Below are 26,533 nucleotides of genomic sequence, written 5' to 3' on the forward strand. Positions count from 1 at the left end.
TTTTGTAAGATTAAAATAATTCGATATTTTTTCTGGATAAATCAATTTCTATTTTTGTTCCAACTCCCAATTGGGATTCCACCGAGATCGTGTGAGCCAGCTTATCCAAAACCGATTTGGTGAGATACAAGCCAATTCCCGTCGATTTCTGATCCATTCGTCCATTGTACCCCGTGAAGCCTCGATCAAAAATCCGATTGATATCTTCAGGATGAATGCCCACCCCGGTGTCCTCGATTACCAGCGTTTTCTCTTTATCTTTATTCATGTAGATCGATATTTTCCCTTTGGGTGTATATTTTAAGGCATTGGAAATAATCTGTTCAAGAACCAGCGTCAACCACTTTTTATCGGTAAGCACCGTACAATCAATTTCTTCCAATTCCAGAGATATCCGCTTATTGATAAAAATAATACTGTATTTTTTGACACTTCCCTGAATCAGGGCAAGCAAATCATATTCCTTTAAAATCAGATCTGATGACATGCTTTCCAGCCTCAGATACTGAAGAACCATTTCGACATATTCCTTGATTTTAAACAATTCCTGTCGCAGTTCAGCCGGGGGACTGGCTTTTTCCGCCTGGGTCTGCAGTAGCAAATCCATTGCTGAAATTGGTGTCTTAATCTGATGGGCCCACAAAGTATAATAGTCATTCAGTTCTTTCTGATTGTTTTTAGCCTGAACGATCAGCTCAAACCGGCTGTCCACCAGGACCCTGATAGCTTTTTGATATACTTCTTCAATTTCGTCTTTCGGTTTGGGCAATGGCTTCATTTCCACTAAAATGGCTTCTCTGAATTCTCTCATGCGATGCAGTTTTTTATAATAACTGCTGAAATCCCACACCCCCAAAACAAGAGCCAGCGCTCCTATCAATTGAATGCTGTAAACAAGCGGTTCCAGGTTAATCTGGTATAAAAAATAGACAATTGCAAAAATAAAGATAAACAGCACAAAAGCTAAAATCACCCTAATCCGTGCTTTTAAATAAGAAACAATAACTGATCCCAATGAATCTTCCATCTCAATCCTCCACCAGATAACCGCTGCCCTTTTTCGTTGTGATAAATTCAGTCAGCCCAGCCTCATCCAGCTTTTTTCTTAGCCGGGCAATGTTCACGGTTAACGTATTATCATCCACAAAGCAGTTGTCATCCCATAAGCGGGTCATCATCTGATCCCGGGAAACCACTTTTCCTTTGTTTTCCAGCAGAATCTTCAGGATCCGGAAATCATTCTTTGTCAGCTCCACCTTTTGTTCCTGAAATATCAGGCTGGCATCTGAAAGATTTAAAATAGCTCCCCGGTACTCCAATAAATCGGCCTCGCCCTGAAAAGAATAGGCCCGCCGCAGAATGGCCTGAACCTTGGCCACCAAGACATTCACATCAAAAGGCTTGGCGATAAAGTCATCTCCCCCCATATTCATGGCCATGACGATATTCATATTGTCGCTGTTCGATGAAATAAAGATGATCGGCACTTTGGACAGCTTTCTTATTTCAGTACACCAGTGATAGCCGTTAAACAGCGGCAGAGCAATATCCATCAGGACAAGCTGCGGTGAAAATCGGACAAACTGGTCGATGATTCCATTGAAATCTTCAACCAGCTCCACATCGTAGCCCCAGTTTTCCAGGCATTTTTTGATAGAATTGGCAATAATAGCGTCGTCTTCGACGATTAGAATTTTATACATAACAGCACCCCAACTTTTCATATTCTGGTTTTCTTTATTTGCAATTGAAATTTATTTAAATCCTCGCTTATTGTCCCGAAACTAGACAAAATACAAACAGTTAGATGCTGCCTTCCTCAGCCATTATTTTGACCTGATCAAGAAATTGATCCATCCATTGATTGTCCTGAGAAATATATTTTTCCTGAGATCGAACTTCTTCCGGTAACTGGACATAGCTGCCCTTGGTCATTTCATCTCCGCAATTTTCAATAAGCGCTTCAATAATAGACGAGGTATTTTCTAAATGGAACTGAAAACCGAAAACTCTCTTTTTATAAACGAAGCCCTGATTTTGACAGGCCTTGCTTTCTGCAATAATAACTGCCTCTTGCGGCAAATCGGCAAAGGTATCGCCATGCCAATGGAATACTACCGGATTGTCCGGGAAAAATGAAAACAAAGTGGCTTTTCGGGCTTCCGCCGTAAAAACAATGGGAAACCAGCCAATTTCTTTTTCTTTGTTTTTAACGACCTTTCCGCCAATAACATCGGCAATCAGTTGACTGCCCAGGCACAAGCCGATCACCACCTTTTCCATCGCTATGGCTTCTTTTATCAAGTGCTTTTCTCTGGCCAGCCAGGGGTATTTTTGATCTTCATAAATATTCATCGGGCCGCCCATTACGACCAGCCAGTCAAATTCAGAAACATCGGGCAGTTTCTCGTCATTATACAAGTGGGTAGCGGTTACTATGCCTTTATTTTTTTCTGCCCATTCCAAAATCCTGCTGGGATTTTCAAAGGGTACATGCTGCAAATAATGAATTCTCATCCTTACCTCCCCAATCTACTTCTAAATGTTATACTTTTATAAAAGTATAACATTTAGAAAGCTTTCTACAAATTCTTTTTTTAATCTCGCGTACAATAAATTGTCAGCATTAAAAAAAGCCTATCCTGTTTGGATACGCTTTTTTTGATGGTGCTCAAATTTTTGGCCAGAAAAATTTGAGCGAAGGAATAAAAACATCTATCAAAAATATAAATTAATGAAAGCAATTAAAATTCGGGGATGTCACACACCATCCCCGAAAAAGAAGGAAATTAAATACTGACTTGGAGATGTCCTTTTATTCGAAGAGATTCTATTATTTTCTATTGCCTAGGAGAAAAACAATTAAAAAAATCCTTCTCCAAAGGAGAAGGATAAAAGAATCATACTTAAAACTTAAATATAATGCTCTTACAGTCCTCTAAATCGGAGGTTTTAATAAGAAATCACTACAAACAGGTCTTCTGGCTCAACAATCAATTTTCCATCTACCCTTCCCGTTAAAGACTTAACAGTGGTTATGAGACGGTCATCATGCATTACAGCTGCGATTACAGCAAAGGATTTACACCTTTTTCCCTTGAATATAGGACAAGTTCACTATTTAATTGTGGTTATTATATAATAAGTGCTTCTAGTTGTCAATAAAAATCCTGCAAATTATTTACTCCTATGATTCTTTTACTGCCACGTCGCCGGTAATAATGAAAATAGGATTGGAAGCCTTCAGCATCGTCAGTCCCCCAAGGCCTTCTCCCCGACTGATTCCAACCTGAATGAGTTCCACATTATCAAAATACCGGTTCATCAGTGTGGTCGCCTGCGCCGCATTTTCAAGCGTCACAAAATTGGCAACCACCCGTCCGCCGGATCGGATCTTTTCCTTGCACCATTTGAACAGGCCTTCCATATTGCCGCCGGAACCGCCAATGATGACCCGATCCACCGGCTCTGTTATTGCAGCCAAAACTTGCGGCGCTTTGCCGGGAACAATCATCACATTGTCGGCTTTAAAATGTTCTTTATTTTTTTGCACCAGTTCCAGTGCCGTTTCCTTTGCTTCGACCGCATAAACCCTTCCCGATGCTGCTGCATAAGCCGCTTCCATGGTTAAGCCGCCGGTACCGGCACCAATATCCACCACGACATTCCCCGGTTCAATGCCCAATAATGAAATCGTCAACACGCGAATTTCTCTTTTGGTCATCGGGGCTTTTCCCCGAATATAAGCTTCGTCTTTGTATCCTGCTATCTTACTCATTGATAATCACCACCACCGCCATTCCTTTCTCCTTAAAAGTCAGGGCTTCTTCAATGGTCAGCCTGGTAACTTTTTCATTAGGATAGGATAACTCTTCCCCCACATAAATAATGCTGTCTTTCAGCCCCGCTGATTCCAGGGTTTTTGCTATAAAGGCGGTGTTGTTATTTTTATCTGTCAGTATTCCCAGCTTCTTATTTTCAGTGACCGCTGCAAATAAATCCTGGTCTCGGCCATGAAGACTCATAAGCCTGGCATCTTCCCATGTTTCTCCCAGTTTTCCAAAAAGATATTGCAGGGAACTGATTCCGGGAATACAGACAATGTCTTTTTCCGGAATTACTTTTTTCGCATAGGATAAAAGGCTGTAAAACCCGGTATCTCCCGACACCACCAAGGCTGTTTTGCGAGTTCGGTAGACCTTTGCAACCTCCTGCATCAATTCGCTTAACGACGTGCCTTTTCCGATATAGAGCATTTTTTTCCCGGTGGGATCAAAGCTTTCAGCATGTCGGACCCCGCAGAGAATAACCTCAGCAGCTTCAATTTCTTTTTTAGCAATCGGCAATATATAATCCGGATGTCCCGGCCCCAATCCAATAACTTTTAATGGATACATAATCGTTCCCTCATTTTCTCCGCATCTTTACTTTGGCCCAATCGGCCATGGATTTTAGAAAACAGGATCACCTCAATGTCGATGGTTTTGTAAACCCGATCCATGGCCCTCCTCTTGACAGCCTCTGCCAGATGATTAAAATAGTCCGGCAGGTTTTCTTCTAAAATAATATCGGTTGCTTCATCGGTTGTTTTACAGGCCATGATTTTTTCCATCGTTGTTTGAGAAGCTCCCAACAAACCGCAATGAGCGGCGAGTATTTCCATCCGGCCATCTGCCACACTGCTGTGGGTATTGAAAATTCCGCCGGCAACCTTCACCAGTTTTCCCAAATGCCCGACCAACAGAATCTTCTCAAATCCCATTCGTTCCGCTTCATCGAGCATGAATCCGATGAAATTACTGGTTTTGATGAGCACCTCCTGATTAAGTCCCAGGGTCTCCGAAAAATCTTTTCCATAATTACCCGGGACAAAAATGATTTCTTTATACCCTCTTGCCTTGAGAACATTGAGTTCAAGCTTTAACGATGCCTTCAGGGCATCCTCGCTCATGGGTTCCACAATCCCGGAGGTGCCCAGCACCGATAATCCCCCTTCAATCCCCAGTTTAGGATTAAAGGTCCGTTTGGCCAGCTCCACTCCCTGGGGAATGGATATTTCGACAACCCAGCCTCGCGGCAAATCCACTGCCGGGCTCTGGTCATTCGCTGCCAAGACAGTCGCTATGGCCCGGCTTATCATTTCCCGGGGAACCGGATTGATTGCCGGTTCTCCCAATGGGATACTGAGCCCCACCGAGGTTACCGTCCCCACCCCGATTCCGGCGACGAACTGGATGCCGTCTTTATTTGAAGGTATTATTCTCGAAAAAACCTTAACGCCATTGGTAACATCCGGATCATCACCTGAATCTTTCACGACCGAGCAGGAAGCTTCTTTTTCAGAAAAAACCTGATCGTGAAGAATTAGCTCAAGTGGCCATCCCTTAGGGGTATCGATCTTAACGGTCGCCACTTTTTTTTGGTTTAAGTACATCAGAAGGGCCGCTTTTGTTGCCGCCGTGGCACATGATCCGGTGGTATAACCATAGCGCAGTTCTTTTCCGTTTTTTTCAATCGTTTTATTTAACATCTGCTGGCCTCAATTATTGAAGGGGATAATTCTTTTTTACTAACAAGGTTGATAAATACGGAATCTTTCCTTTAAGTACGTCAATGTCTCGGATGATCTGTTGATTTTCCATCCCGATGTTTGACACCAGCACAAAGGACTTTTCCAGACCCCGGGCTTCCAATTCCTCAGCCATTAAAACATTATTGGCGGAAATTTTCATTACCACAATATTTTGATGGGCATCTAAAATAGCTCGGATTTCTTCAATCGGCTGGGTCATCGCCACGATCCCCAGGGATTCTTCTCCCTGCGTTAACGGAATGTTAAGCTGCGCCGCTAAATTACAAAATGATGGGACGCCGGACAGGGTAACCACTTCAATATCCCGCTTTAATAAAAACTCCATGACATAAGAATAGGTACTAAATACCATGGGGTCTCCCAAGGTAATAAAAGCCACATTCTTGCCTTCATTTAAAAGCAGTTCAATCTCATCGGCATTTTCTTTCCATTGTTTTGCCAAAACTTCTCGTTCTTGACTGAGCGAAATCATCGGGAAATTCATGTCCAAAACCTTTGAAAGGTCAGAAATATGACTTTTCACAATTTCAAAGGCAATGCTGGTTTTTCCCATCTTTTTAGTCGGGGTGATCACCACATCACAGGCATCCAAAATTCGGGCGGCTTTAACGGTGATTAAATCCGGATCTCCCGGACCGACACCGATACCGTAAAATATTCCTTTTTTTTCTGCTGTCATTTCCCTACCATTCCCTTCCCAGTTGATACAACATCGCATTAAGAATGGCTGCCACCACCGGGCTTCCGCCCTTTCTTCCGTTAATCCGAATAATCGGACTGTCAATTTGATCCAGGGCCACTTTCGATTCTGCCGCTCCAACGAAGCCAATCGGCGCTCCGATAATCAGATCTGGTTTTACTTCCCCCGCCTTCACTTTTTCAATAAGGGTATACAAGGCTGTTGGCGCGTTTCCGATCGCAAAAATACCGATACTGTCATCTTTAAATGCTTTTTCCATTCCAACCGTGGAACGGGTCACGCCGCGTTCTTTGGCTTCAATCGCGACATCCGGATCATGGACGTAATTGACAATCTTGATCCCATGATCTGCCAATGCTTTCTTATTAACAGCTACCTGAATCATCCGGGTATCCGCATAAATTTTCTTCCCCTGTTTCAACGCTTCCATGCCGCTTTCATAACCATTATTAAGAATTTCCAGCAAATCAGCATATTCAAAATCGGCGGTAGTGTGGATGATCCGTTTTACCATTGGGGCAATCGCTTCAGGAAAAACCTTCTCCCCTAATTCCTGGGTAATAATTTCAAAACTGCGTTCTTCGATTTCTTGGGGGTTATTAATATAAGCCATATTTTCTCTCCTTCTAATATTATTCATTTTCTAATTTAAATTTCTTCCTGGGATACTGTTATTCCACCCGGAATCAAGTGATTAAAATATAGTTCCGCGTAAGCCGTTTCCGGAATATGTGTTTTTAAAGCTTTTATAAATTCAACTTCCTGAAAGTTTTCTTTCTTGTACATGACCCCGATGACCGTTCCACTGTGGCCGATCACGGTTCCCAATCCGCCAAACTTTTTTGAAAGTGTGGTTATTTCCTCCAAGTATTGTTTTTTCAGTCTTTTCTGATTGAGAAAGGCACTTTTGGTACATGCTGCTCCGATATCTTTTAAACTTTTCGTTCTAACCCCTTTTTCAAATAGGTTTACAATTTCCGAAAAAGTTTCTAAATCTTTATCTGAATAATCATCCTGGGTTTCATTGAAGGACATCGTATCGATGCCCCCATGGAAATCAACGATTATCAAATCCGCTTCCACACAACCGTCGAAATTCTTTAAGACCACTCCATTAATATGATTAAAAAGATTCAGTTCAGAAAACATTAAATTATCCGATGGCTCAATCACGGCACAAAGCGCTCCGATTTCTTTCGGGGTCAGCCCCAAGCCAAAGTATTCTGAAAGCCCGGCCGCCATTCCGGCTATATCCGCGGTGCTGCTGGCCATCCCTTTTTCCAGAGGTATTTCAGTATCCATTGTTATATGCAGCTTTTCTTTTTCCTCATTGGGAATTGCATAAAGGCGAAACACTTCTTCAATCAGTTTAACGGTTTTCGGCTTTAACAAATTCAGATTACCCGGGCCTTCTTCAATGGTAATGTTTGAATAACGGTCAATAGGACAAGATACCAGACAGGGATTATCATCGAACCAGCCTTGAATAAATTCTCCGCAGGTTCCCGGTGTTTTTACCTTAACCCGCCTCATTCTCGTCCCTCTTTGTGGTCGAGTGCCGATGTCAGCAGAGCCTTCAAGAATGAAGGATTGCTGTAAAAGTGAATATGCGGATAGCCGGCCAGCATATTTTTTAATCGATAGCCGCACGTCCAGGTTCGGCTATTTTTTGTGATCACATAGGCCGTTGGAATTTCTTCCGATATGGTTACCTCACTGTGATGAAATTCATGTCCGCGTATTTCAATGGGCTTTTCCCCTAAGAAAGCACAGATATTCACATAACCAAATCGCTGCAGGTGTTTTGTCATATGGGATTCACCATCAATAAAACCGACACCTTCATTTGTTTCGCCATTATTGAGGGTCATGGATTTTGTAAGATACATCAGTCCCCCGCACTCCGCATAACAGGGAAGTCCGGCTTCCAATTGTTTTTTAATATCGGTGAGCATTGTTTTATTTTCTGCCAGCTCAGCCCCAAATACTTCCGGGAAACCCCCGCCAATGTAAAGCCCATCGAGGTTTTCCGGCAGCGCTTTGTCATTCAACGGGCTAAAGGGAACGATCTCAATCCCAGCATTTTCAAGGGCCTGGAAATTGTCTTCGTAATAGAAATTAAAGGCCCGATCTTTCGGAACACCGATACGCAGCCCCTGATATTTCTTATCCCAGGCGCTAAATGGATCGATATAATGATTGGTAATATCGGCGTGATGACTGAGTTCCAGCAATTTGTCCAAATCAATATGGGCTTCCGCCAGTTCACCGGCTTTATCAACTTTTTCTCTAAAATCCGGGATCTCTTCAACCGGAACCAAACCTAAGTGACGACTGTCCATTACAATATCCGGATTGTCAGGGAAATATCCCAGGCAGGTCACATCATTATAGGCTTCAATCATTTCCTTAAGTAACTGGTAATGAGAATTTGAGGATATTCGATTAATAATTACCCCGGCAATCTTTGTCTCGGGATCAAAATCGATATATCCTTTTACCAATGCCGCAGCACTCTTTGACATGCCCCGACCATCAATGATGAGAATTGTCGGAGCATCCACCGCTTTAGCCAGGTAGGCACTGCTGCCGACATCCGATTCCAGGCTATGTCCGTCATACAGCCCCATCACCCCTTCAATTATTCCAAGATCATTCGCTTCTTCAAGGCGGCGGTAAAACAGTCCTCGAATGGTGTCTTCATCCAACATCCAGGTATCCAAATTTATGGACCGCGCCCCGGTGACAAAGCTATGAAACATGGGGTCAATATAGTCCGGCCCGGTTTTAAACGGCTTTACATTAAGGCCTCTCTTTTTAAAGGCAGCCATTATTCCCATCGTAACCGTTGTTTTTCCAACATTACTGCTGGCACCTGCCAGCATAAAATAATCCATCATGATCTCCTTCTCCCGAATGACACGGATTTTATTTTTATCCTCGATATTAAGCTTCATGGTTTTCGATGAGGGTTAATTTTTTAATCATTTCTAAAAATTCCTGATGATCATCAATTTCCACCAGCTGCTTCTTTGATTTGATATCCGAAAGACGTTTTGATAATTTGCCCTCAGTAAAATCATTATTGCGACAGTTTTTGTGAAAATAGATACTGCCACTAAGATTTTCCAAGCCGCTAAGATTGTTGATATTCCCATGTCCAAAAGGCAGATCCGAAATGAGAATAAAATCACAATCTGCCATTAAGGCCAGATTTTCTTCCTGCTTTTCCAAACTAATTGATGTAAACGGACTTTCCTCAACCATGGGAATGCCGAGGACATCGCATATCGTCCAATCATCACTGCCCTGATTGACCACTCCCGCGGTCACATGGTGGCCCATCGCTTCGAGCTCTTCCAAAACCTGAGAGGCCTTATTTCCACCACAAATCACGTGAATGCGAAGGCTGTGATAGGTTTCTGTTTCTTTAATGACCCGAAGAGGAATCACTTCCGGTTTTTCAAAAAGCTTATTCTCCTGAATAAACATTTTCATATCATAAACTTTTTTCAAATTATCTTCGGTGATCACTTCTTTAGGCGTTCCATCCACGACAACCTGGCCATTTTTCATCAAAATCAGACGATTGCAATACCGGGAGGCTAGATTGATGTCATGCAACGCCGCCACCACGGTCATGGATTTTTTTAAATTGAGGTTGCGGATCAACTCCATCACTTCGATTTGATGGTGAATATCCAGGGCTGATGTGGGTTCATCAAGAAAAATGATATCCGGATCCTGAGCGATTGCCCGGGCAATAATGACCCGTTGTTTTTCGCCGCCGCTCAAATTATTATAATAGCGTTTCCGGAATGATAATGTCTTGGTCACCCGCATCGCTTCTGTGACCATATCATAATCTTTCCGGCTTTCCTTAACTCGGTAGCTCAGGTAGGGGTTTCTGCCCATCAGCACAATATCTTCGACCGTAAAATCATAGTCAATGTCAAAGGATTGCGGCACCACGGCCACCAGCTGCGCCCGCTCTCGTTGTGAATAATTGGCATTGTTTTTTTCTTCAAGCATAATCTCGCCTGATTTTAACGGCAATAGCCCCGTCAAACATTTTAGCAAGGTCGATTTTCCAGTTCCATTAGGGCCGATCAGCCCCACAAATTCTCCCTGACAAATCGTGGCATTAAAACCCTGCAGCACATTTATTTCGCCATAGGCAGCGACAACATCCTTGAAATTCAGCATAATTTTTGGCATTAAACGTTGCATCTTAGACACCGCCCTTTTTTCTTTTTCTCAAGAGATAAACAAAGAAAGGTCCACCAAAAGCCGCCGTAATAATTCCTACCGGAATTTCCTGAGCTGTTACCGTCCGGGCCAGCGTATCGCACAAAATCAGGAAAACGCCACCGAACAATAGTGAAAAAGGAACTAAAACACGATGTTTCGGCCCGGTCACCATTCTGACAATATGAGGGACAACCAATCCTACAAAACCGATGATTCCGGTAACCGACACGACTGCTGCTGTTATCAGCGAGGAGGAAAACAAGATCTTCTTTTTTAATCTCTCGGTATCCACTCCCAGCTGATTGGCCGTATCTTCTCCGAGAAGCATGATATCCAACTCTCGCACCGACGTTAGCATAATAACACAGCCTAAAATCACATAAGGCAACACCGCAATGACCTGATTCCAGCCCTTGCCATTTAAGCTCCCCATGGTCCAAAATATAATCTGCGACATTTCATCCTGATTGAAAATCATAAATAAAGATATTAATGCGCTCAAGGTTTGTCCAATCGCAATCCCGCTGAGCAATAGGGTTGCCACCGGCACTTTACGCCCCACCCGGGAAATATTATAGACAATCAAGATGGTTGAGAATGAACCGATAAAGGCTAAAATGGCTATTCCATTAAGACCCAGAAAGCTGCTTGAAAACTTCAGGATAATGCCGATGGTAGCCCCTAATGCAGCTCCCGATGAGACCCCTAAGATATAGGGATCCGCCATGGGATTTTTGAAAATCCCCTGATAAGCCGCGCCGCAAAGTGCTAACGCGCCACCCGTTACAAAGGCCAGAATAATCCTCGGTAAGCGGACATTCCAGATAATGGCGATGGCCCCGACACTGATGTTTTCCATACCAAGATCAATATGAAAAATCTGATTCAGCAAAATCTTGTTTGCCTCCACAAAAGAGATAGACGTAACGCCCATTAAGGTACATAGATAAATAATAATCATGCAAATAATTATCGATATCAGCATGGCATGTTTTTTAAGCTTGCTTTTCATTGTGTCTCCAATTTAATTTCATTTTTGTCTGTTCACCCCTGAATTTACTCCTAATTGATGAGAAAACTCAGGGGCGAACAGCATTCGCCCCTGAAGTGATTATTTACTAAATACATCTGGATAGATGCTCTGTGCCAGTAAAGCCATTCCTTCAATAATACGCGGACCCGGTCGCTGAACCATATCGCTTTCCGGCGTTAAATATTCAAAATAAACAATGTTATTATTGGCAATGGCATTGATTTTATCAAAGCCCGGCGTTGCCTTTATCACATCCGGTTTTGTATAAAGAGAAATATACACATCCGGATTATCGGCGATGATTGCTTCGGTGCTCAGTTGCGCCCATTGGCTTGTCGCATCGGCCGCAATGTTCTTAGCATTAAGATCCGTCAACATCGAATCCAGCATGGATCCCGGGCCGGCTGTGTAAAATTTTCCAATATCGATGAAGACCGATTTTGGTTCTTTTATGGTTGCCGCCTTGGCGATTAATTCCTGGCGTTGTTTTTCCATTCCTTCTACAACTTCTTTGGCCTTATCGTTGGCATTGCTTATTTCTCCGGCCATAACAATATTATTCATCACCCCATCGATGCTGGTGGGATTAACAACAATAACCTGCGCTCCGATGGCCTTTAGTTGCTGGCTCATCTCATCCGATACAAAATCTGAAGACATGACAATATCCGGTGCCAGTTCAATGATTTTTTCAAGATTCGGCGAACTGAAACTTCCAATACTGGTTACGGCCGAAGCCTCTTCCGGATAATCACAGTAATCGGTTCGTCCGACAAGCTTGCTGCCTTCGCCAATCGCAAAGATGATTTCCGTATCGGATGGCGACAAGGACACAATCTTTTGCGGCTCTTTATCAATGGTTATCGCTGTTCCTGAATCATCCGTTATGGTTAATGGATAGGTTGTCGAACCGCTTTTTGTTTGAACACCCGTAGCCGTCTTAGTCGTGCTGCTCTGCTGACAACCGGTAAAAGTTGCAACCAGTGTTAAAGCAACCAAAATAGCCAAAATGCTTTTCATTTTTTTCTTTTTCATTTTTTCCTCTTTTCCTTTTCCATTCCTATTTTTTCTGCATTTTTTTGCAAAAAATAAATCCAGCTTCCTGGGGATGCTGGATACTAAACAAAAGGTTTAATATTGTTCTTCCCACCGAAGAAATTCAATGATCAATGAGTGTCCTGACTTTTGCTTCCTTCGCCATTCTTCCTTCCCATCTTTCGACAGTGGTTTACAAGAATATTGTCAACAATTACAGTAGCGGGGGCTGTAGGGGAGTCTCACCCCTTTCCTCATTACTTCTCTATTTTATTAGTCGCAGTGTATCATAAATCAGACAACATTTCAATTGATTATTTCAGCGTCACGCCCGCTGTTGCTAATTCGTTTTGTTCATTAATGGTTAAACTTTTCAACACGGCACCGGCAAACTCAATCGGTTCCCGCTCCCGCCATAATTCATTGGCAATGACTTCATAGGAAATGGTTTCAATCGTCGGCACCGAAAGAAGCTCCTGCATGACTTCATCCAGTGGGATATTTCCCTCTCGGGGAATCCAATGGCGATCTTCCTGAAAATCATTATCGGATAAATGCAGGGCTTTAATCCGGTATTTGTATTTTTTGAGAATTCGGCCGGAGTTTTCGATTTCCAGAAAATCATGAGAGCTATCGTAGCACATGCCAAAATGAGGGGCATCAATTTCTCCCAGCAGATAATCCAACAGATATTGCCGGGATACATTTTCAACAGCTAAATCTACCCCGTATTTCTCGGCCGTGTCTGCCAGTTCAGAGAAAAAAGCTTTGCCCTTATCCAGATCCGGCTTGAAGTCATCGAGATCATTGGTATGCATCACCATTGCCGGAATATCAAAGCGCTTGCAATCGCGAATATAATCCTTGAACACCTCGAGCTTCGGTTGTATTTCCAGACGGGTGGCTTCCCAAATGTCATTGTAACCGATAAAAGGCGCATGAATATTCGTGATCCCCAATCCGCTGCTTCTGACAATCTCAGGAAAAGCTTCTTTTTTTAATGCCCAGGGTTCAAATTCATCCTCCCAGGAAATCATCGCTTCATCAAAACCGGCATCGGCAATAATTTTAATTCGTTCTTCAAATTTCATAAAATAACCAAACCAGGAAAACATACTATATTTCATAACTACTCCGTTTCATAAAAGGTTGTTTCTTTATTCACTCATGGTTTCAACGGATTCAATGGTGTATTTCTGTTTGCTGAAGACCAGATCAATCAGCATCGATAAATATTTTATCACGACTGCAAAAATAGCAAAGACCCCGAAGAAGCCGAATACAAGGACGAGCATCATGGACGTGTAACCGGAAATCACCTGGTCGGTTACATAGCTGACCAGAGTATAAATGCCAATGACAAAGGTTGCCGCCATCATAAAAACAGCCGCCCAAAGGGACATTTTATAGGCAACATTTGTAAATAAAATCAAGGAATCCGCTGCCATTTCTTTCCGTTGATGCTTTGTTTCCTTATTATAAGCTTTGGTACAGGACAAATCATTGTCATACTCAATGGTGTCGATTTTTAACCCACAGTTGGCGTAAACCGCCTTGCGGTAAGGAATGGTTTTGCTCATGGAATGCACCCGATTAATCGCTCTTCTGGACAGCACCCGAAAATTTTCTGTCCGCAGCGGATGGGGACTATGGGAATAACGATTAAATACTTTATAGAACAAGCGGGACGTTTTCCGTTCGCATTTTTTTGGCGCCGCATTCACAATATCAAAACCGGTTAGGGATTGATAATAGACTTCCATGATTAAATTGAGGTCGTAATCCATCACCATATTATCAAATTCAAAAACAAAGTCGCCAATGGAAATATCGATTCCCGCGTTCATTGAAAGCTCGACGCCCTGATAAAAGCTCATTTTAATCACATTGATGACCGTTCCGGTAATGGTTTTGGCAACCGCTCTGATCACCTCAAAGCTTTTATCGTCGGATGCGTCGTTTACGCAAATAATTTGATAGTTTTCAAAATTTTTACTTAAGACCGAATTAATCTTAAGTAAAAATTCTTGAATCCGTTCTTCATCATTATAGACATAGATGACCGCCGAAACGAAGTTTTTTTCTTTATCGTTTATCTCAACACTATTCATTTGGGTTTCAATCATTTTTTAATACCTCATCCAAATCATAAACCGTATTAATTTTCCCGGATAAAACGGAAACAAAGGTTGGCTTTTCACTGACCTTTCGGATCACCGTCGGCCGGGAATCGTCCACCTCTGAAGCTTTGAGAATGGGTTTCATGGAAAACAGCGACCCGGTATAGGCAAAACCGTAATCTTCCCTTAAATACTTTCTGGCCATACTGGACATGTACGGCCAGGCTGATTCCGGTTTGGCCGGGCAATCATTGCAATTTCCCAGTTGTTGAGGGGTGCAATAACCGCCGCTTCGCTGCTGGCAATGAAAAACCGGCAGACTGTCAAAGGAAGATACATGGGGCGTAAAAGTTACCGCTGTTAAGGAATGCTGTCCTGTTTTTCCAAAGGGCATAATCGAAAAAAACGGACCATCCATCACCGTAATCCCCACATTCAAAAGCTTATTCAAGGGTTTGCATAGAATAATTTCACAAAGCTCATACTTTATTTTAAACGGTTCAAAACCAGCCAAATTTAATATCTGATTCATTGAACCATAGGTGGCATTAAGAAGAAAACCGGTTTGCACCGTATCTCCATTTTCAAGAATGATTTCATAAACATCGCTCTGTTTAACAATCTCCTTAATTCGGACGCCGTATTTTATTTCAACGTTGCTGCATTTTTCCAGCGAATCCATAAAAAACTGCCCCAGAATCGCGGCATCATAAGTGTATTCCCTGGTTGCAAAAGCGCCATCACAGAGACCTTTTTTAAAATATTTTTCAGGATATAATTCTTCACAGGGAATTTCAGCCGCCTCGCAAAATTGCGTAAATTGTTCCCGATTAGTCCAGCTGAAGCTGTCACTGGTCGCATAAACTTGCTCAAATTCGCTATGAATACAAAAATCATAATCCTTGACAAAACGATTAAAATAATGAGCCGATTTAATGGCGGTTGCATAGGATCGGGGATAGTGGTAGCCCATGTGTACCCGAGCCTGATTAATATAGGTGGCTCGTTTAAAAGGCGCTTCTTCCCATTCCAAAACCAAAACCCGCTCGCCACGCTCGCCGCAGGCTTTCGCCGCATAGAGACCGTAGAGACCGGCGCCAATAATTATTTTGTCCCAGGTCATCTTATTTCTCCAAGGTCTTTGGGACAAAGGCATTGATTGCCTGAATGACGGTATCCATTTCTGCTTTTGTCATGCCATAAAACAAAGGCAGAGAAAGCACCTCATTCGCCAGCTTTTCGGTTATCGGCAAACTGCCCGTCCCGATCTTCAAATACGCATAGGCTTCGGACAAATGAGGGGGAATGGGATAATGGATGATGCTGCCGATTCCCTTTTCCTCCAGGTAGGCCTTGAACTCATCCCGATAGGGGGTGGTAATGACAAATTGATGCCAGACGGTTTCTGAATCTTTTCTTCGTTTCGGCAGTTGAATCACCGGGTTCTTGATGTGCTCCAGGTAGCTATTACAAACCCGACGTCGGTCTTCATTTAAGGCCTCTAAATAGTTCAATTTAACATTGAGCAGGCCCGCCTGGAGCTCATCCAACCGCGAGTTGGTCCCAACCACTTTATTATAATAACGTTTTTCGCTGCCGTAGAAACGATACATTCTAAAGGCTTTATTCAGCTCTTCACTGTTGGTGGTAATCGCGCCGCCATCTCCGAAACCGCCCAGGTTTTTAGACGGATAAAAGCTAAAACAACCGATATCTCCAAAAGAACCGGTGGTTTGCCCTTTAAAAGTGGCGCCGTGGCTTTGGGCACAATCCTCCACCAGATAGAGGCTGTGTTTTTTTGTAAGCGCAACAATTTTATCCATTTCACAGCACTCTCCGTAAAGATGCACCACTAAAACGGCTTTCGTCTTAGCGGTTATTTTTTCTTCAATTTTATCGGCATCGATAGAATAAAATTCATCCGGTTCAACAAAAACCGGGGTCGCTCCGTTAATCGTAATCCCCATCACACTGGCGATATAGGTGTTGCCCTGAACGATGACTTCATCCCCGGGACCCACGCCTAAAATACGGAAAGAAAGCCAGAGCGCATCCAGACCATTTCCCAGCCCTACGCAGTAGTTTGTGCCAATATATTTTGCAAAATTATTTTCAAATGTTTCCACTTCATTACCCAGAACATAGTTTCCGCTTCTGAGTATTTCCAAAGCCTTCGCTTCGTACTCGTCCTGGTGTTCATTATAGTGTCTTAATAGATTATTTGCCGGTACCTTCATCTTTGTCTCCACTTCTGTCATGATTTGGAAGTCTTCCGATCTTCCCTTATAAATTCTGATTTTATCAAATGAATTTGTTTAAGATAGGATACCACAGTTTTTATAACTTTAACTTTAGTATCATAATCATCCTTCCAAATAACCGGAATATCATGAACTTCAAGGCCCTTTCGTTCTGCCCGAAGCAATAGCTCGACCGTATAAAACCAGCCATTATCCTGACTGGAATCGGCGATTAGTTGCTCGATGGTTTCTTTCCGATAGAAATCAAAACCGCAGAGAGCATCGCTAAAGTGATTCTTGAAAACAATGTGGAGCAGGGTGTTCAGTCCCTGGGAGGTAAATTCCCGTGACGCTTTTCGCCCGACAACGGTGGAGTCTTTCATCAGCCGGGAGCCCTTTATGATCTGCACCTCAGGCTGGTTTTCAAAAATCTCTTGCACCTCTTTGAGATGATCGATTTTGGTGGACAAATCAATGTCCATATACCCGACAATTTCACAGGTGTTGTCCGCCACTCCGGTTCGAACGGCTACCCCGACACCCTTTTCAGGTGTTTTTAAATAGCGCACCTCTTTGTGTGTCTCACAAAGGCGCTTGCTGATTTCTTCAGTGGCATCAGTTGAGCCGTTATCAATGATGGTTAATTGATAATCAAACAATTTGTTCTTCTTTAGGAAAACCAGGGTTTTTAAAATCCCTTTTTCCAGTCGCCGTTCTTCATCCAGAACAGGAAATAATATATTTACTTTCATTTTTCACCACTTAACTTTGGAATATTGATATCGTAGGGCGGATACACCACACCCTTTTCAGTAATAATAGCCGTCACATTTTGATGCGGGGTAACATCAAACGCCGGGTTTTCCATTGCCACACCATCTGGTGCCACCTGAATTCCACAGATATGACTGATTTCTCGGCAATCCCGTTCTTCGATCACAATCTCATCACCGGATTTCATGGCAAAATCAATGGTTGAGGTGGGCGCCGCCACATACATGGGAATGCCATGGGCTTTAGCCAGAACCGATACCGAATAGGTTCCGATTTTATTAGCCACATCGCCATTGGAGGCAATCCGATCCGCGCCAACAATTACACCATCAATTTTTCCCTGTTTCATCATCCAGCCGGCCATGTTGTCCGTAATGAGCGTTACCGGAATTCCTTCCGCATGAAGTTCATAAGCGGTCAGCCGGGCGCCCTGTAAAAGCGGTCTTGTTTCGTCGGCATAAACCGAAATGTTTTTGCCTGCTTCATGAGCCGCCCGGATCACACCCAGCGCCGTCCCATAATCAGCAGTAGCCAATGCTCCGGCATTGCAATGAGTGAGGATGGTATCCCCGGTATGAATGAGTTCCGCCCCATATTTTCCCATGTCCCGACACATCTGGATGTCTTCAGCGCAGATATCATCTGCTTCTTTTTTTAAAAGTTCCACAATCAGGGAACATTCTTTTTCGCAATTAGTTTGCAGCACGCTTTCCATCCGTTTAATCGCCCAAAATAAATTAACAGCCGTTGGACGGGTTGCCGCCAGCAAGGCACAAACTTCTTTCATTTTATCATAAAAAACTTCTTTTGTTTCATTTACATATTCTAAAGCCCCAAAATAAACGCCATAGCCTGCGGTCACGCCAATGGCTGGTGCCCCCCGTACAATCATCACCACGATTGCTTTTGCAATCTCCCGATAATCGGTGTAGGAACGAATAATCAGCTCGGTGGGAAGCTTGGTCTGATCGATGAGTTTTAACTTTCCCTCTTCATAATAAACTGGCTTCAAACCTATACCTCTAATTTTTCGACAAGCTTAAAGATCAGCATCTTCACTTTTTCAGAATTCTCATTGAGAACCTGGATGACATCATCATTAGTTACCGGCTTAATATCCGGATGGTCTTCTAAGCCGGCATCATAATCAGTTACCAAAGCAATATTAACCACTGGAATTTCCTGTTCCAGACAAAGATAGCCTTCCGGATATTGGGTCATGTTGACCACATCGGCTCCCATTATAGTGAACATCCGGCTTTCAGCCATCGTTGAAAAACGAGGGCCATTGATGACCACGACTGTTCCCCCAAAGTGAGCAGTAATTCCACATTCTTTGGCTGTTTCCATTGCCAGAACTCGCAGTTTATGGTCATAGGGATGGGCCGAGCTAAGATGATTAACCTTCGGTTTTTCGAAAAATGTATCTTTTCGACCCGATGTGAGATTGATAAACTGATCGGTTACCACAAAATCGCCGGGCTTAATTTCAAATTTCAGGCTGCCAACGCAGCAGGGCGAAATAATCGCTTTTACCCCAAGGCTTTTCAATGCATAAATATTTGCCCGATAATTGATTTCTGAAGGATTGAGGATATGATCTTTACCATGACGTGGTAAAAACGCAATGGTTTTTGCGCCTGCTTTTACAAGGCTTATATCATCCGATGGTTTCCCGTAAGGGGTATCAATTTCAATTTTTTTCACATCTGTACTTAATTCATAAAGACCTGAACCGCCAATAACACCAACATCTGCTGAATAATACATATTTTTTCTCCTTCTATTCTAATTGTTTGAAAACAGAATGGGATCACAAGATCCCATTCGCACTAAAACTATTAATTTATTCGGGAATATTTAATTTTGATAAGGTTGACTTGGTTTTAATTGGTTCTTCCTCATCATCTAATGGTGCTTTGAACCCGAGCCATTTATATTTTGAATCATCCTCTTCTTCGCTGGCATCCGCCAGATTTTCCGAGGGCTCACTTATTTCTTCTGCAACTTCAACTTCGACAGCTTCGACAGCATCGACAGCATCTTCATTCCTCAGTTCTTCATCATCAGGAATGCTTTTACTATCCTGGACTGATTCGATTACTTCTTCTGCCGGTACCGGATCTTCCTCGACCGGAACCCCAATCTCAGGTTCCGTTTCTTCTTCCCCTTCAAAAACCAACTCACTCATTTTCGGAATTGGTCGTTTGACTATTTCATCATCATCCAGATCAGCCTTAAAGCCCAGCCATTTATAATTTGACTCATCTTCTTCTGCAATCTCCGGCGCTGGTTTTGATTCAGCAGGTTCTTCCGGGACGACTTCTTCGACACTATTTTCTTCTTTAATGTCAGGAGCGGTATCTTCTTCAAGAACCTCTTTCGCTGCCAATTCTTTAGACGTTTTTTCCGGCTCTGAGGGTTCTTCTTCCTGAACCGTCACGGTCGCTCCCATTTTTGCCGGCAGATCTTCCGGATTTCGTTCCGCTTTATACCCAACCCAACTTTTTTGTGGACGGTAGGCCGGAATCTCATCATCAATAATTTTTGAGCTGGCCCGAACCTCTTCTATATTGCCATGGATTGTTTCAGACGATTTAATAGTTTCCGATACATGAAAGTTCGTATCCGGTTGAGTTGAATTATTTTTGACCCAGCTTTTCTTTTTATCCGGGAAATATTTTTTTAACACTTCCTTGGGGATTTCTTCATTGCATAAAATAGCCGAAACAGACGTCAGGACCTTTGGCAAACGGCTGTTCGCCGGCCACTCCAGAGTCATTCCCACTTCATATTTTACCAGCGACGCAACATTAAACCCCAGTGACTCTAATGAATACCGCATTAGATTAGGATTTCGGCATGGCTGATGTGATTTTCTGGCACAAGGCATCTTTTGAATTTCACAAATAGGACAATTACCGGAAACCAGCCCTAAGGCACCTTCCACTTCGTCCTCGATTTCTAAAAGCGTTTTCCAGGTCATCACTTTTATGGCTTCCAGCTTTTCGGTACAGTAATCATTAATCTCCTGAGGATCACGGATATTCCGGATATCATCTCGGGGAACTTCAAACTGCCTTCCGATAATATGCATATATTTAAACTGTTTTAAAAAGATCGCTTCGTCAAAGGTGTAAGTGGGACAAGACCAATACTTAGAAAAATTGGGACATTCCTTGCAATAGCCAAGGGTTTTCTCACGATCGAAATACTCTTCCATCAGATATTCCACCCGCTTAGCACCAAAGCTCAGTTTATTTTTTAATTCCATTTTTTTCATCCCTTCCTAGTCGATCCGACAATTGTCTGATCTCCATTGGTTCATTTTATTTAATTATTCATTACGATAACTTCAAGCTAAAATTAACCTATTTTAGGTTTATGCTCTATTTTACATCGATTCATCCTAATCTTCAATTAAACTTTTTGTCCAATACGGGTATTTTTCTTTAATTTTCATAAATATCAAAAATTTACCTGTTTTTTTTGTTATTCTATGTTTATAATAAATCGAGTAATTTTTTGAAGGGAGATTAATGAATGGAATATTCTCAAGAAATTAAAAGAATGTGTACCGTTGGCAATAATGCAAACCACGGTTCTGCACCAATCCCAGAGGAGGGTAAGTGGATTCAATCGAAAGAAGTCACCGATATCTCCGGTTTAACCCATGGTGTTGGCTGGTGTGCTCCTCAACAAGGTGCCTGTAAGTTAACCCTCAACGTAAAAGATGGCATTATCCAGGAATGTCTGATTGAAACAATCGGCTGTTCGGGAATGACTCATTCCGCTTCAATGGCCGCTGAAATCATGCCGGGTAAAACTATTTTAGAAGCACTTAACACCGACCTTGTTTGCGATGCAATCAACACCGCCATGCGGGAATTGTTTCTGCAAATCGTATATGGCCGTACCCAAACGGCATTCTCCGAAGGCGGCCTCCCAATTGGAGCCGGTCTTGAAGATTTGGGCAAAGGCTTAAGAAGCCAGGTTGGCACCACCTACGGTACTCTTGCCAAAGGACCGCGCTACCTTGAAATTGCTGAAGGTTACATCCAGAAGCTGGCCTTAAATAAGAATGATGAGATTATTGGTTACTCCTTCGTTCACCTTGGGAAAATGATGGAAAGCATCAATAAAGGCGTTGAACCTGCTGAAGCTTTGGAAAAAGCCTCTGGTAAATATGGACAATTTGACGATGCTGTAAAATACATCGATCCAAGAAAAGAATAGGAGGAAATCACATGGCATTATTTGAAAGTTATGAAAGAAGAATCGCTAAAATTGAAGAAGTTTTGGCTGCCAATGGCATTGCATCTTTAGAAGAAGCAAAAGCTATTTGTGATGAAAAAGGGATTGATGTTGCAAAGATTGTCAGAGACATCCAACCGATCTGTTTTGATAACGCCTGCTGGGCTTATACACTGGGTGCTGCCCTAGCGATTAAACGTGGCATTACCAATGCTGCGGATGCATCAGAAGTCATCGGAGAAGGCTTACAGGCTTTCTGTATTCCCGGCTCCGTTGCCGAACAACGCAAGGTTGGTTTAGGTCACGGCAATCTCGGCGCGATGCTCTTAAGAGAAGACACGGAATGTTTTGCTTTCGTCGCCGGGCATGAATCCTTTGCTGCCGCTGAAGGTGCCATCGGCATCGCCCGGTCGGCCAACAAGGTTCGAGTGAAACCACTCCGGGTTATCCTAAACGGTTTGGGAAAAGACGCCGCTTTGATTATTTCCAGAGTCAACGGTTTTACCTATGTCAAAACCGATTATGATTTTAAAACCGGAAAACTCAACATCGTTGAAAAAACACCTTATTCGGTTGGCGAACGTGCCGCTGTTAACTGTTATGGCTGTAACGATGTTCAGGAAGGCGTTGCCATCATGCATCATGAAGGCGTGAATGTTTCTATCACCGGAAACTCCACCAACCCGACCCGTTTCCAACATCCTGTTGCCGGTACTTATAAGAAAGAAGCCCTGGAGCAGGGCAAGAAATTCTTCTCGGTGGCCTCCGGTGGCGGTACCGGTCGTACTCTGCATCCTGACAATATGGGATCAGGTCCTGCTTCCTACGGGATGACCGACACGATGGGCCGGATGCACTCCGATGCGCAGTTTGCCGGTTCTTCCTCCGTTCCTGCTCATGTCGAAATGATGGGTCTGATTGGAATGGGTAATAACCCCATGGTTGGCGCAACTGTTTCAGTGGCGGTGGCGGTTGAGGAAGCAAGTAAGTAGGCTAGCCCCATTTATTACGGTATCATGCGATTTCAGGCAAGTTCGATTGAGATAGATTTTGGTCGTATGACACAAATATTGAAAACCCAGGCTTCAAAAACCTGGGTTTATTTTTCATCCCAGTCGCTCCACCTGATTAAGAGTCAGGAAAAAACAGCATGCGTAGGTTGGGATTTCCTTGGTTTTACTTGTTCGGTCTACTATAATTGTTGTTCTATAATATAGTTATCTATCATATCCATAATGTAAGTATTCCAATATTCATACACATCATTATCCATATAATCTCTCAAATTTTTCCCCTCTTTTTTCATCTGCACTTTATCCTTAAAAGACGCTTCAACAATTTCCTCAACTTCTTGTTCTTCATACAACCGCCTATTGTTATTCAGATGCCTAATAAGGCGGTTCAGGATTTTCAAAATATTATTATAGTTTTGTTCATTTAATTCAAAAGAAGACCTGTCTTTAATATCAAATGCAAATTCTGGCTTTCCATTTGTGAGGAAAACGGGAATACACCCATAATCAACAGAAATTATACTGTAATCAACGATGGCACGCGTAGCCCATGCTGCACCGCCTTCAAATAAGCAAAACTGGCTTTTTAAAAAGTTTTGCGAGGTGAAAAAAAGAATATCAGTATTATGATTGAGTATCATTTCCCTTATCATGTTAGATAGCGGAGTTAATCCGGTAATATCCAGACCATCGGATGAATAAAAAATATCAGTTGTAGTATAATCATCAGTCCATTTAAAACCTCTGTGCTGCAAATAGTGAGAAATAAAATCAGTAAACATTCTGTCTTTTTTTGCATGGGAAATAAATAATTTATAAGAGGTTTTTAGTTCGTATTGCCCTTTCAATTTGTTAGCTATTATTGGAGAAACATCATTGGCGATATCAACCGGGACACTTGCCGATATTAAATCATCGTGTAGTTCTTGTTCAAAAGTTGATTTTTCTTTTGCTCTTATCTGCTCATCTTCTGCATTTTTTATTTCATTGACTTTATCGGCTAATTCTTGCCTACGAGCTACTAATTGACTAGCAATACCTCTTAATAAACTAATCAACAGCGTTACTCGTTCATCAATTATTGAAAACTCTTGTCTGTTAGATGTTGCAATATCATCAAAATCATCATCATCTAAAATTTCAAATGAAACTTCACCTTCTAAATAGTTAGCATACGTTCCAACTAAATCTAGTTTTCCTAAAATATTTTCATTAGCCAGTTTATTTCTAACATATACTCTAATTTGATTGGGATTATAAAACTGGTTTTTGATATATCGCTTATCATTCTTTTTTGAAGTTTGACTATCGATTGATGAGTGAATCCCTATCCACCCTGTAAGTACATACTCTTTTTCTTTTCCATAAAATTCTTTAATCCCTTTAATAGAAACTTTTTCTTTTAGTCCGCGATTGGTAACTTCCGCTGGGAAATTCTGTTTTTTTCTCTTAAATAATTGCGTTTTATTTGTACTTAATTTGTTATTATAATTCACCTCGAAACTATCTTTAGTAGAATCAATGTAAGTATCTTCGGAACAGTAAATATGTGACATATTATCAAATGCGATACTTTTATAAACATCTTTAAAAACCAATTCATCTGTAGCTTTTTTAATAATGCAAACTTTTAGTTTTTTTTCCATCGAATCAAAAAGGAAATAATTTGACAATTTATGCTCTAGAGCGTCTATTGCCGCATCACCAAGTCTACGCAAGTTTACATCTAGTAGTTGGATTAGAGTTCCGTTTTCAAACTCTGTTCCGTTCCATATGTCCGCACACGTCACCTTAATCGACATCGTATCAATCTCCTCCAAGCTAGGAATGCTAAGATCATCCATGTTGGAAATATCAACTGCCCAAGCTGTAATATCACTATCCTTTTTTGCAATAATATTATAATTGTCTGATAAATATAACGCAGCCAATTTCCCAATGCCTTTACGCCCGGTAGCCGTATCCTTTGGATTACTTAACCTGCGATTTCTACCAATAATTACATATTTGTTACGTAACTCTCGTTCATCCATGCCCGAGCCATTATCTAAAAGTTCAATAGTCGAGTGCTCTTTATCAATCATATTAATATATAGATATACTTTGGACGCTTCGGCGTCAAAACCATTTGCAACTAACTCGGAAATTGCCGCCCAGGCATTAGAATAGAGTTGCCTCCCAAACATCTTCAATGCGTTATAGTTTAACGAAAATGGTATGCTATTTTTCATAATACGACTCCTTTAATAACGTTTTTATGACTTCTATAATAATGTGTTGCAAAACATCTACAACTACGCTATTTCCAAACTGCTGATATGCTTGATTTGGTGCTTCTGCAATCACAAATTTATCAGGAAACCCCATTAATCTAGCACATTCTCGAGGGGTTAGTTTTCTGATTTGGTTGTTTATTAAATAAATACCCGTTCTTCCACCTACCCCCCCACCTGATGCAGAAAGCGTAGTGGCACAACCCTTGATGCTATAAATTCGCTCGCCTTGACGCCCGAGTCCAATCTCACCAATTCGTATACATGGTTTTTTGTACTCTTTTTCTATTACCTCAAAACTATCTCGAATATGATACTCTCTGTTAATAATGCTTTTACGAGCAGACTCCGAGTTTTCAGCTTCTAATATCGCTTCAACATTACGTTTTAATTTTATACGCTCCGGAAATCGAAATTCGCAAATTTTCATATCTTCTCGAAAAGCTACAATATATAATCTCTTTCTGCATTGTGGAACGTTGTAATCAGCAGCATTTAATAATTGTTTATAAGCACTATATCCTATTTTGTGTAATTCACTAATAATTATATCAATTGTTTTACCATCATCATGAAATTCAATATTTGCAACATTCTCCAACAGTATCAGCTTCGATTTATGATATTCCGCTATTCGGATTATTTCATAGAATAACCTTCCGGATTTTGCATTATTAAAGCCTTCTTGCGAACCGGAAATGCTAAATGCTTGGCAGGGAAATCCTGCACATAAAATATCATGCTTTGGAATATTCGCCTCCCTCATATCTCTAATATCTCCTTTAGGTTCAATTCTAAAGTTAGCTTTATATATCTTTTGTGCTTCTAGATTGATATCGGAAGCAAATACACATTCTGCTCCAAACGCTTTTAGTGCTGCGTGAAATCCACCGATTCCGCAAAACAAATCCACAAATTTGTATCCAGCCAAAGTTTTCTTATATTCTTTTTTTAATCGAATCATTAATTTTTTATCCGCCTACAATCATTGTTTTTTTTATATGTTAAGTATAGTATAAACAAAATCATTACTAAGATAAGCAACCATTTCGTTCGGCATATCCCCGCTATCTAAAGTTTTTTTTTACATATTACCAATTTGTGTTTATGATAAATTGACAGTATCCCATTAGTGCGATCGGTCTTCTATTAATACTCAGAAAATTCATTGGTCACATTAAATTTTCAAAACTAAATCGGTTGAAATATTCATTAATTTATTTGTCGCTACTTTTACCAATTCTTCG

25 protein-coding genes and 2 riboswitches are annotated in these 26,533 nt (G+C 41.7%); of the genes, 2 read left to right on the top strand and 23 right to left on the bottom strand.

Going from position 1 to position 26,533, the window contains the following annotated elements; translation table 11 throughout:
* Positions 1-10: 10 nt before the first annotated feature.
* From FZC40_RS04025 to FZC40_RS04125, 21 genes are all read right to left on the bottom strand, one after another.
* Positions 11-1,027: a sensor histidine kinase gene (locus tag FZC40_RS04025; protein WP_148602623.1), complete on the bottom strand. Its 1,017-nt coding sequence runs from the start codon at positions 1,025-1,027 to the stop codon at positions 11-13.
* A 1-nt stretch (position 1,028) separates the two neighbouring features.
* Complete coding sequence (locus FZC40_RS04030; RefSeq protein ID WP_148602624.1) at positions 1,029-1,703, bottom strand: response regulator transcription factor; 675 nt, start codon at positions 1,701-1,703, stop codon at positions 1,029-1,031.
* Between the two features lie 100 nt (positions 1,704-1,803).
* A complete protein-coding gene (locus FZC40_RS04035) occupies positions 1,804-2,517 on the bottom strand; it encodes a type 1 glutamine amidotransferase (RefSeq protein ID WP_148602625.1) in 714 nt (237 codons plus the stop codon).
* A gap of 437 nt (positions 2,518-2,954) precedes the next feature.
* A riboswitch (cobalamin riboswitch) is annotated at positions 2,955-3,144 on the bottom strand.
* A gap of 43 nt (positions 3,145-3,187) precedes the next feature.
* Positions 3,188-3,778 (bottom strand): precorrin-6Y C5,15-methyltransferase (decarboxylating) subunit CbiT, encoded by a 591-nt coding sequence (gene cbiT, locus FZC40_RS04040; RefSeq protein ID WP_148602626.1) that lies wholly within the window; start codon positions 3,776-3,778, stop codon positions 3,188-3,190.
* Positions 3,771-4,397, bottom strand: coding sequence for a precorrin-6y C5,15-methyltransferase (decarboxylating) subunit CbiE (cbiE, locus tag FZC40_RS04045; RefSeq protein ID WP_148602627.1), 627 nt, complete (start codon positions 4,395-4,397; stop codon positions 3,771-3,773). Before cbiE ends, cbiT begins: the two co-directional genes overlap by 8 nt.
* Positions 4,385-5,530, bottom strand: coding sequence for a cobalt-precorrin-5B (C(1))-methyltransferase CbiD (gene cbiD / locus FZC40_RS04050; RefSeq protein ID WP_148602628.1), 1,146 nt, complete (start codon positions 5,528-5,530; stop codon positions 4,385-4,387). Before cbiD ends, cbiE begins: the two co-directional genes overlap by 13 nt.
* A gap of 13 nt (positions 5,531-5,543) precedes the next feature.
* Positions 5,544-6,272, bottom strand: coding sequence for a precorrin-2 C(20)-methyltransferase (gene cobI / locus FZC40_RS04055; RefSeq protein ID WP_148602692.1), 729 nt, complete (start codon positions 6,270-6,272; stop codon positions 5,544-5,546).
* A 4-nt stretch (positions 6,273-6,276) separates the two neighbouring features.
* Entirely contained in the window at positions 6,277-6,906 is a 630-nt protein-coding gene (locus FZC40_RS04060; protein WP_148602629.1) for a precorrin-8X methylmutase, read from the bottom strand.
* 35 nt (positions 6,907-6,941) lie between these two features.
* The gene (locus FZC40_RS04065; RefSeq protein WP_148602630.1) at positions 6,942-7,826 is read right to left on the bottom strand and encodes a GHMP family kinase ATP-binding protein; all 885 of its coding nucleotides are present in this window, start codon (positions 7,824-7,826) and stop codon (positions 6,942-6,944) included.
* On the bottom strand, positions 7,823-9,193 hold the full coding sequence (locus FZC40_RS04070; RefSeq protein ID WP_243135746.1) for a cobyrinic acid a,c-diamide synthase CobB: 1,371 nt from the start codon (positions 9,191-9,193) through the stop codon (positions 7,823-7,825). Before FZC40_RS04070 ends, FZC40_RS04065 begins: the two co-directional genes overlap by 4 nt.
* Before the next feature lie 46 nt (positions 9,194-9,239).
* The gene (locus tag FZC40_RS04075) at positions 9,240-10,523 is read right to left on the bottom strand and encodes a heme ABC transporter ATP-binding protein (protein WP_148602631.1); all 1,284 of its coding nucleotides are present in this window, start codon (positions 10,521-10,523) and stop codon (positions 9,240-9,242) included.
* Between the two features lies 1 nt (position 10,524).
* Positions 10,525-11,556: a FecCD family ABC transporter permease gene (locus FZC40_RS04080; RefSeq protein ID WP_148602632.1), complete on the bottom strand. Its 1,032-nt coding sequence runs from the start codon at positions 11,554-11,556 to the stop codon at positions 10,525-10,527.
* A gap of 99 nt (positions 11,557-11,655) precedes the next feature.
* Positions 11,656-12,612, bottom strand: coding sequence for an ABC transporter substrate-binding protein (locus FZC40_RS04085; protein ID WP_243135747.1), 957 nt, complete (start codon positions 12,610-12,612; stop codon positions 11,656-11,658).
* Positions 12,613-12,728: 116 nt separating this feature from the next.
* Positions 12,729-12,922, bottom strand: a riboswitch (cobalamin riboswitch).
* Between the two features lie 4 nt (positions 12,923-12,926).
* A complete protein-coding gene (locus FZC40_RS04090; RefSeq protein ID WP_243135748.1) occupies positions 12,927-13,739 on the bottom strand; it encodes a sugar phosphate isomerase/epimerase family protein in 813 nt (270 codons plus the stop codon).
* Positions 13,740-13,769: 30 nt separating this feature from the next.
* Positions 13,770-14,738, bottom strand: a complete 969-nt coding sequence (locus tag FZC40_RS04095) for a glycosyltransferase (protein WP_148602633.1) — start codon at positions 14,736-14,738, stop codon at positions 13,770-13,772.
* Entirely contained in the window at positions 14,731-15,855 is a 1,125-nt protein-coding gene (locus tag FZC40_RS04100) for an FAD-dependent oxidoreductase (RefSeq protein ID WP_148602634.1), read from the bottom strand. The genes FZC40_RS04095 and FZC40_RS04100 overlap by 8 nt, the downstream gene beginning before the upstream one ends.
* A 1-nt stretch (position 15,856) precedes the next feature.
* Complete coding sequence (locus FZC40_RS04105; RefSeq protein ID WP_148602635.1) at positions 15,857-16,969, bottom strand: DegT/DnrJ/EryC1/StrS family aminotransferase; 1,113 nt, start codon at positions 16,967-16,969, stop codon at positions 15,857-15,859.
* Positions 16,970-16,986: 17 nt separating this feature from the next.
* Entirely contained in the window at positions 16,987-17,724 is a 738-nt protein-coding gene (locus tag FZC40_RS04110; RefSeq protein WP_148602636.1) for a glycosyltransferase, read from the bottom strand.
* Positions 17,721-18,758: an S-methyl-5-thioribose-1-phosphate isomerase gene (gene mtnA / locus FZC40_RS04115; RefSeq protein ID WP_148602637.1), complete on the bottom strand. Its 1,038-nt coding sequence runs from the start codon at positions 18,756-18,758 to the stop codon at positions 17,721-17,723. The genes FZC40_RS04110 and mtnA overlap by 4 nt, the downstream gene beginning before the upstream one ends.
* 2 nt (positions 18,759-18,760) lie before the next feature.
* Complete coding sequence (locus tag FZC40_RS04120) at positions 18,761-19,516, bottom strand: MTAP family purine nucleoside phosphorylase (protein ID WP_148602638.1); 756 nt, start codon at positions 19,514-19,516, stop codon at positions 18,761-18,763.
* Between the two features lie 76 nt (positions 19,517-19,592).
* A complete protein-coding gene (locus tag FZC40_RS04125) occupies positions 19,593-21,020 on the bottom strand; it encodes a DUF2284 domain-containing protein (RefSeq protein ID WP_186843644.1) in 1,428 nt (475 codons plus the stop codon).
* Between the two features lie 269 nt (positions 21,021-21,289).
* Here FZC40_RS04125 and FZC40_RS04130 point away from each other — a divergent pair, with 269 nt between their 5' ends.
* Together FZC40_RS04130 and FZC40_RS04135 are read left to right on the top strand one after the other, a co-directional pair.
* On the top strand, positions 21,290-21,982 hold the full coding sequence (locus tag FZC40_RS04130) for an iron-sulfur cluster assembly scaffold protein (RefSeq protein WP_148602640.1): 693 nt from the start codon (positions 21,290-21,292) through the stop codon (positions 21,980-21,982).
* 11 nt (positions 21,983-21,993) lie between these two features.
* Positions 21,994-22,992, top strand: coding sequence for a GGGtGRT protein (locus FZC40_RS04135; RefSeq protein ID WP_148602641.1), 999 nt, complete (start codon positions 21,994-21,996; stop codon positions 22,990-22,992).
* Between the two features lie 200 nt (positions 22,993-23,192).
* Here FZC40_RS04135 and FZC40_RS04140 read toward each other — a convergent pair whose 3' ends face one another.
* Positions 23,193-25,244, bottom strand: a complete 2,052-nt coding sequence (locus FZC40_RS04140) for an ATP-binding protein (protein ID WP_148602642.1) — start codon at positions 25,242-25,244, stop codon at positions 23,193-23,195.
* On the bottom strand, positions 25,234-26,250 hold the full coding sequence (locus FZC40_RS04145) for a DNA cytosine methyltransferase (protein ID WP_148602643.1): 1,017 nt from the start codon (positions 26,248-26,250) through the stop codon (positions 25,234-25,236). The genes FZC40_RS04140 and FZC40_RS04145 overlap by 11 nt, the downstream gene beginning before the upstream one ends.
* Positions 26,251-26,533 lie beyond the last annotated feature (283 nt).

It is taken from the genome of Acetobacterium tundrae (assembly GCF_008086615.1).
In the GTDB taxonomy this organism is placed as follows: domain Bacteria; phylum Bacillota; class Clostridia; order Eubacteriales; family Eubacteriaceae; genus Acetobacterium; species Acetobacterium tundrae.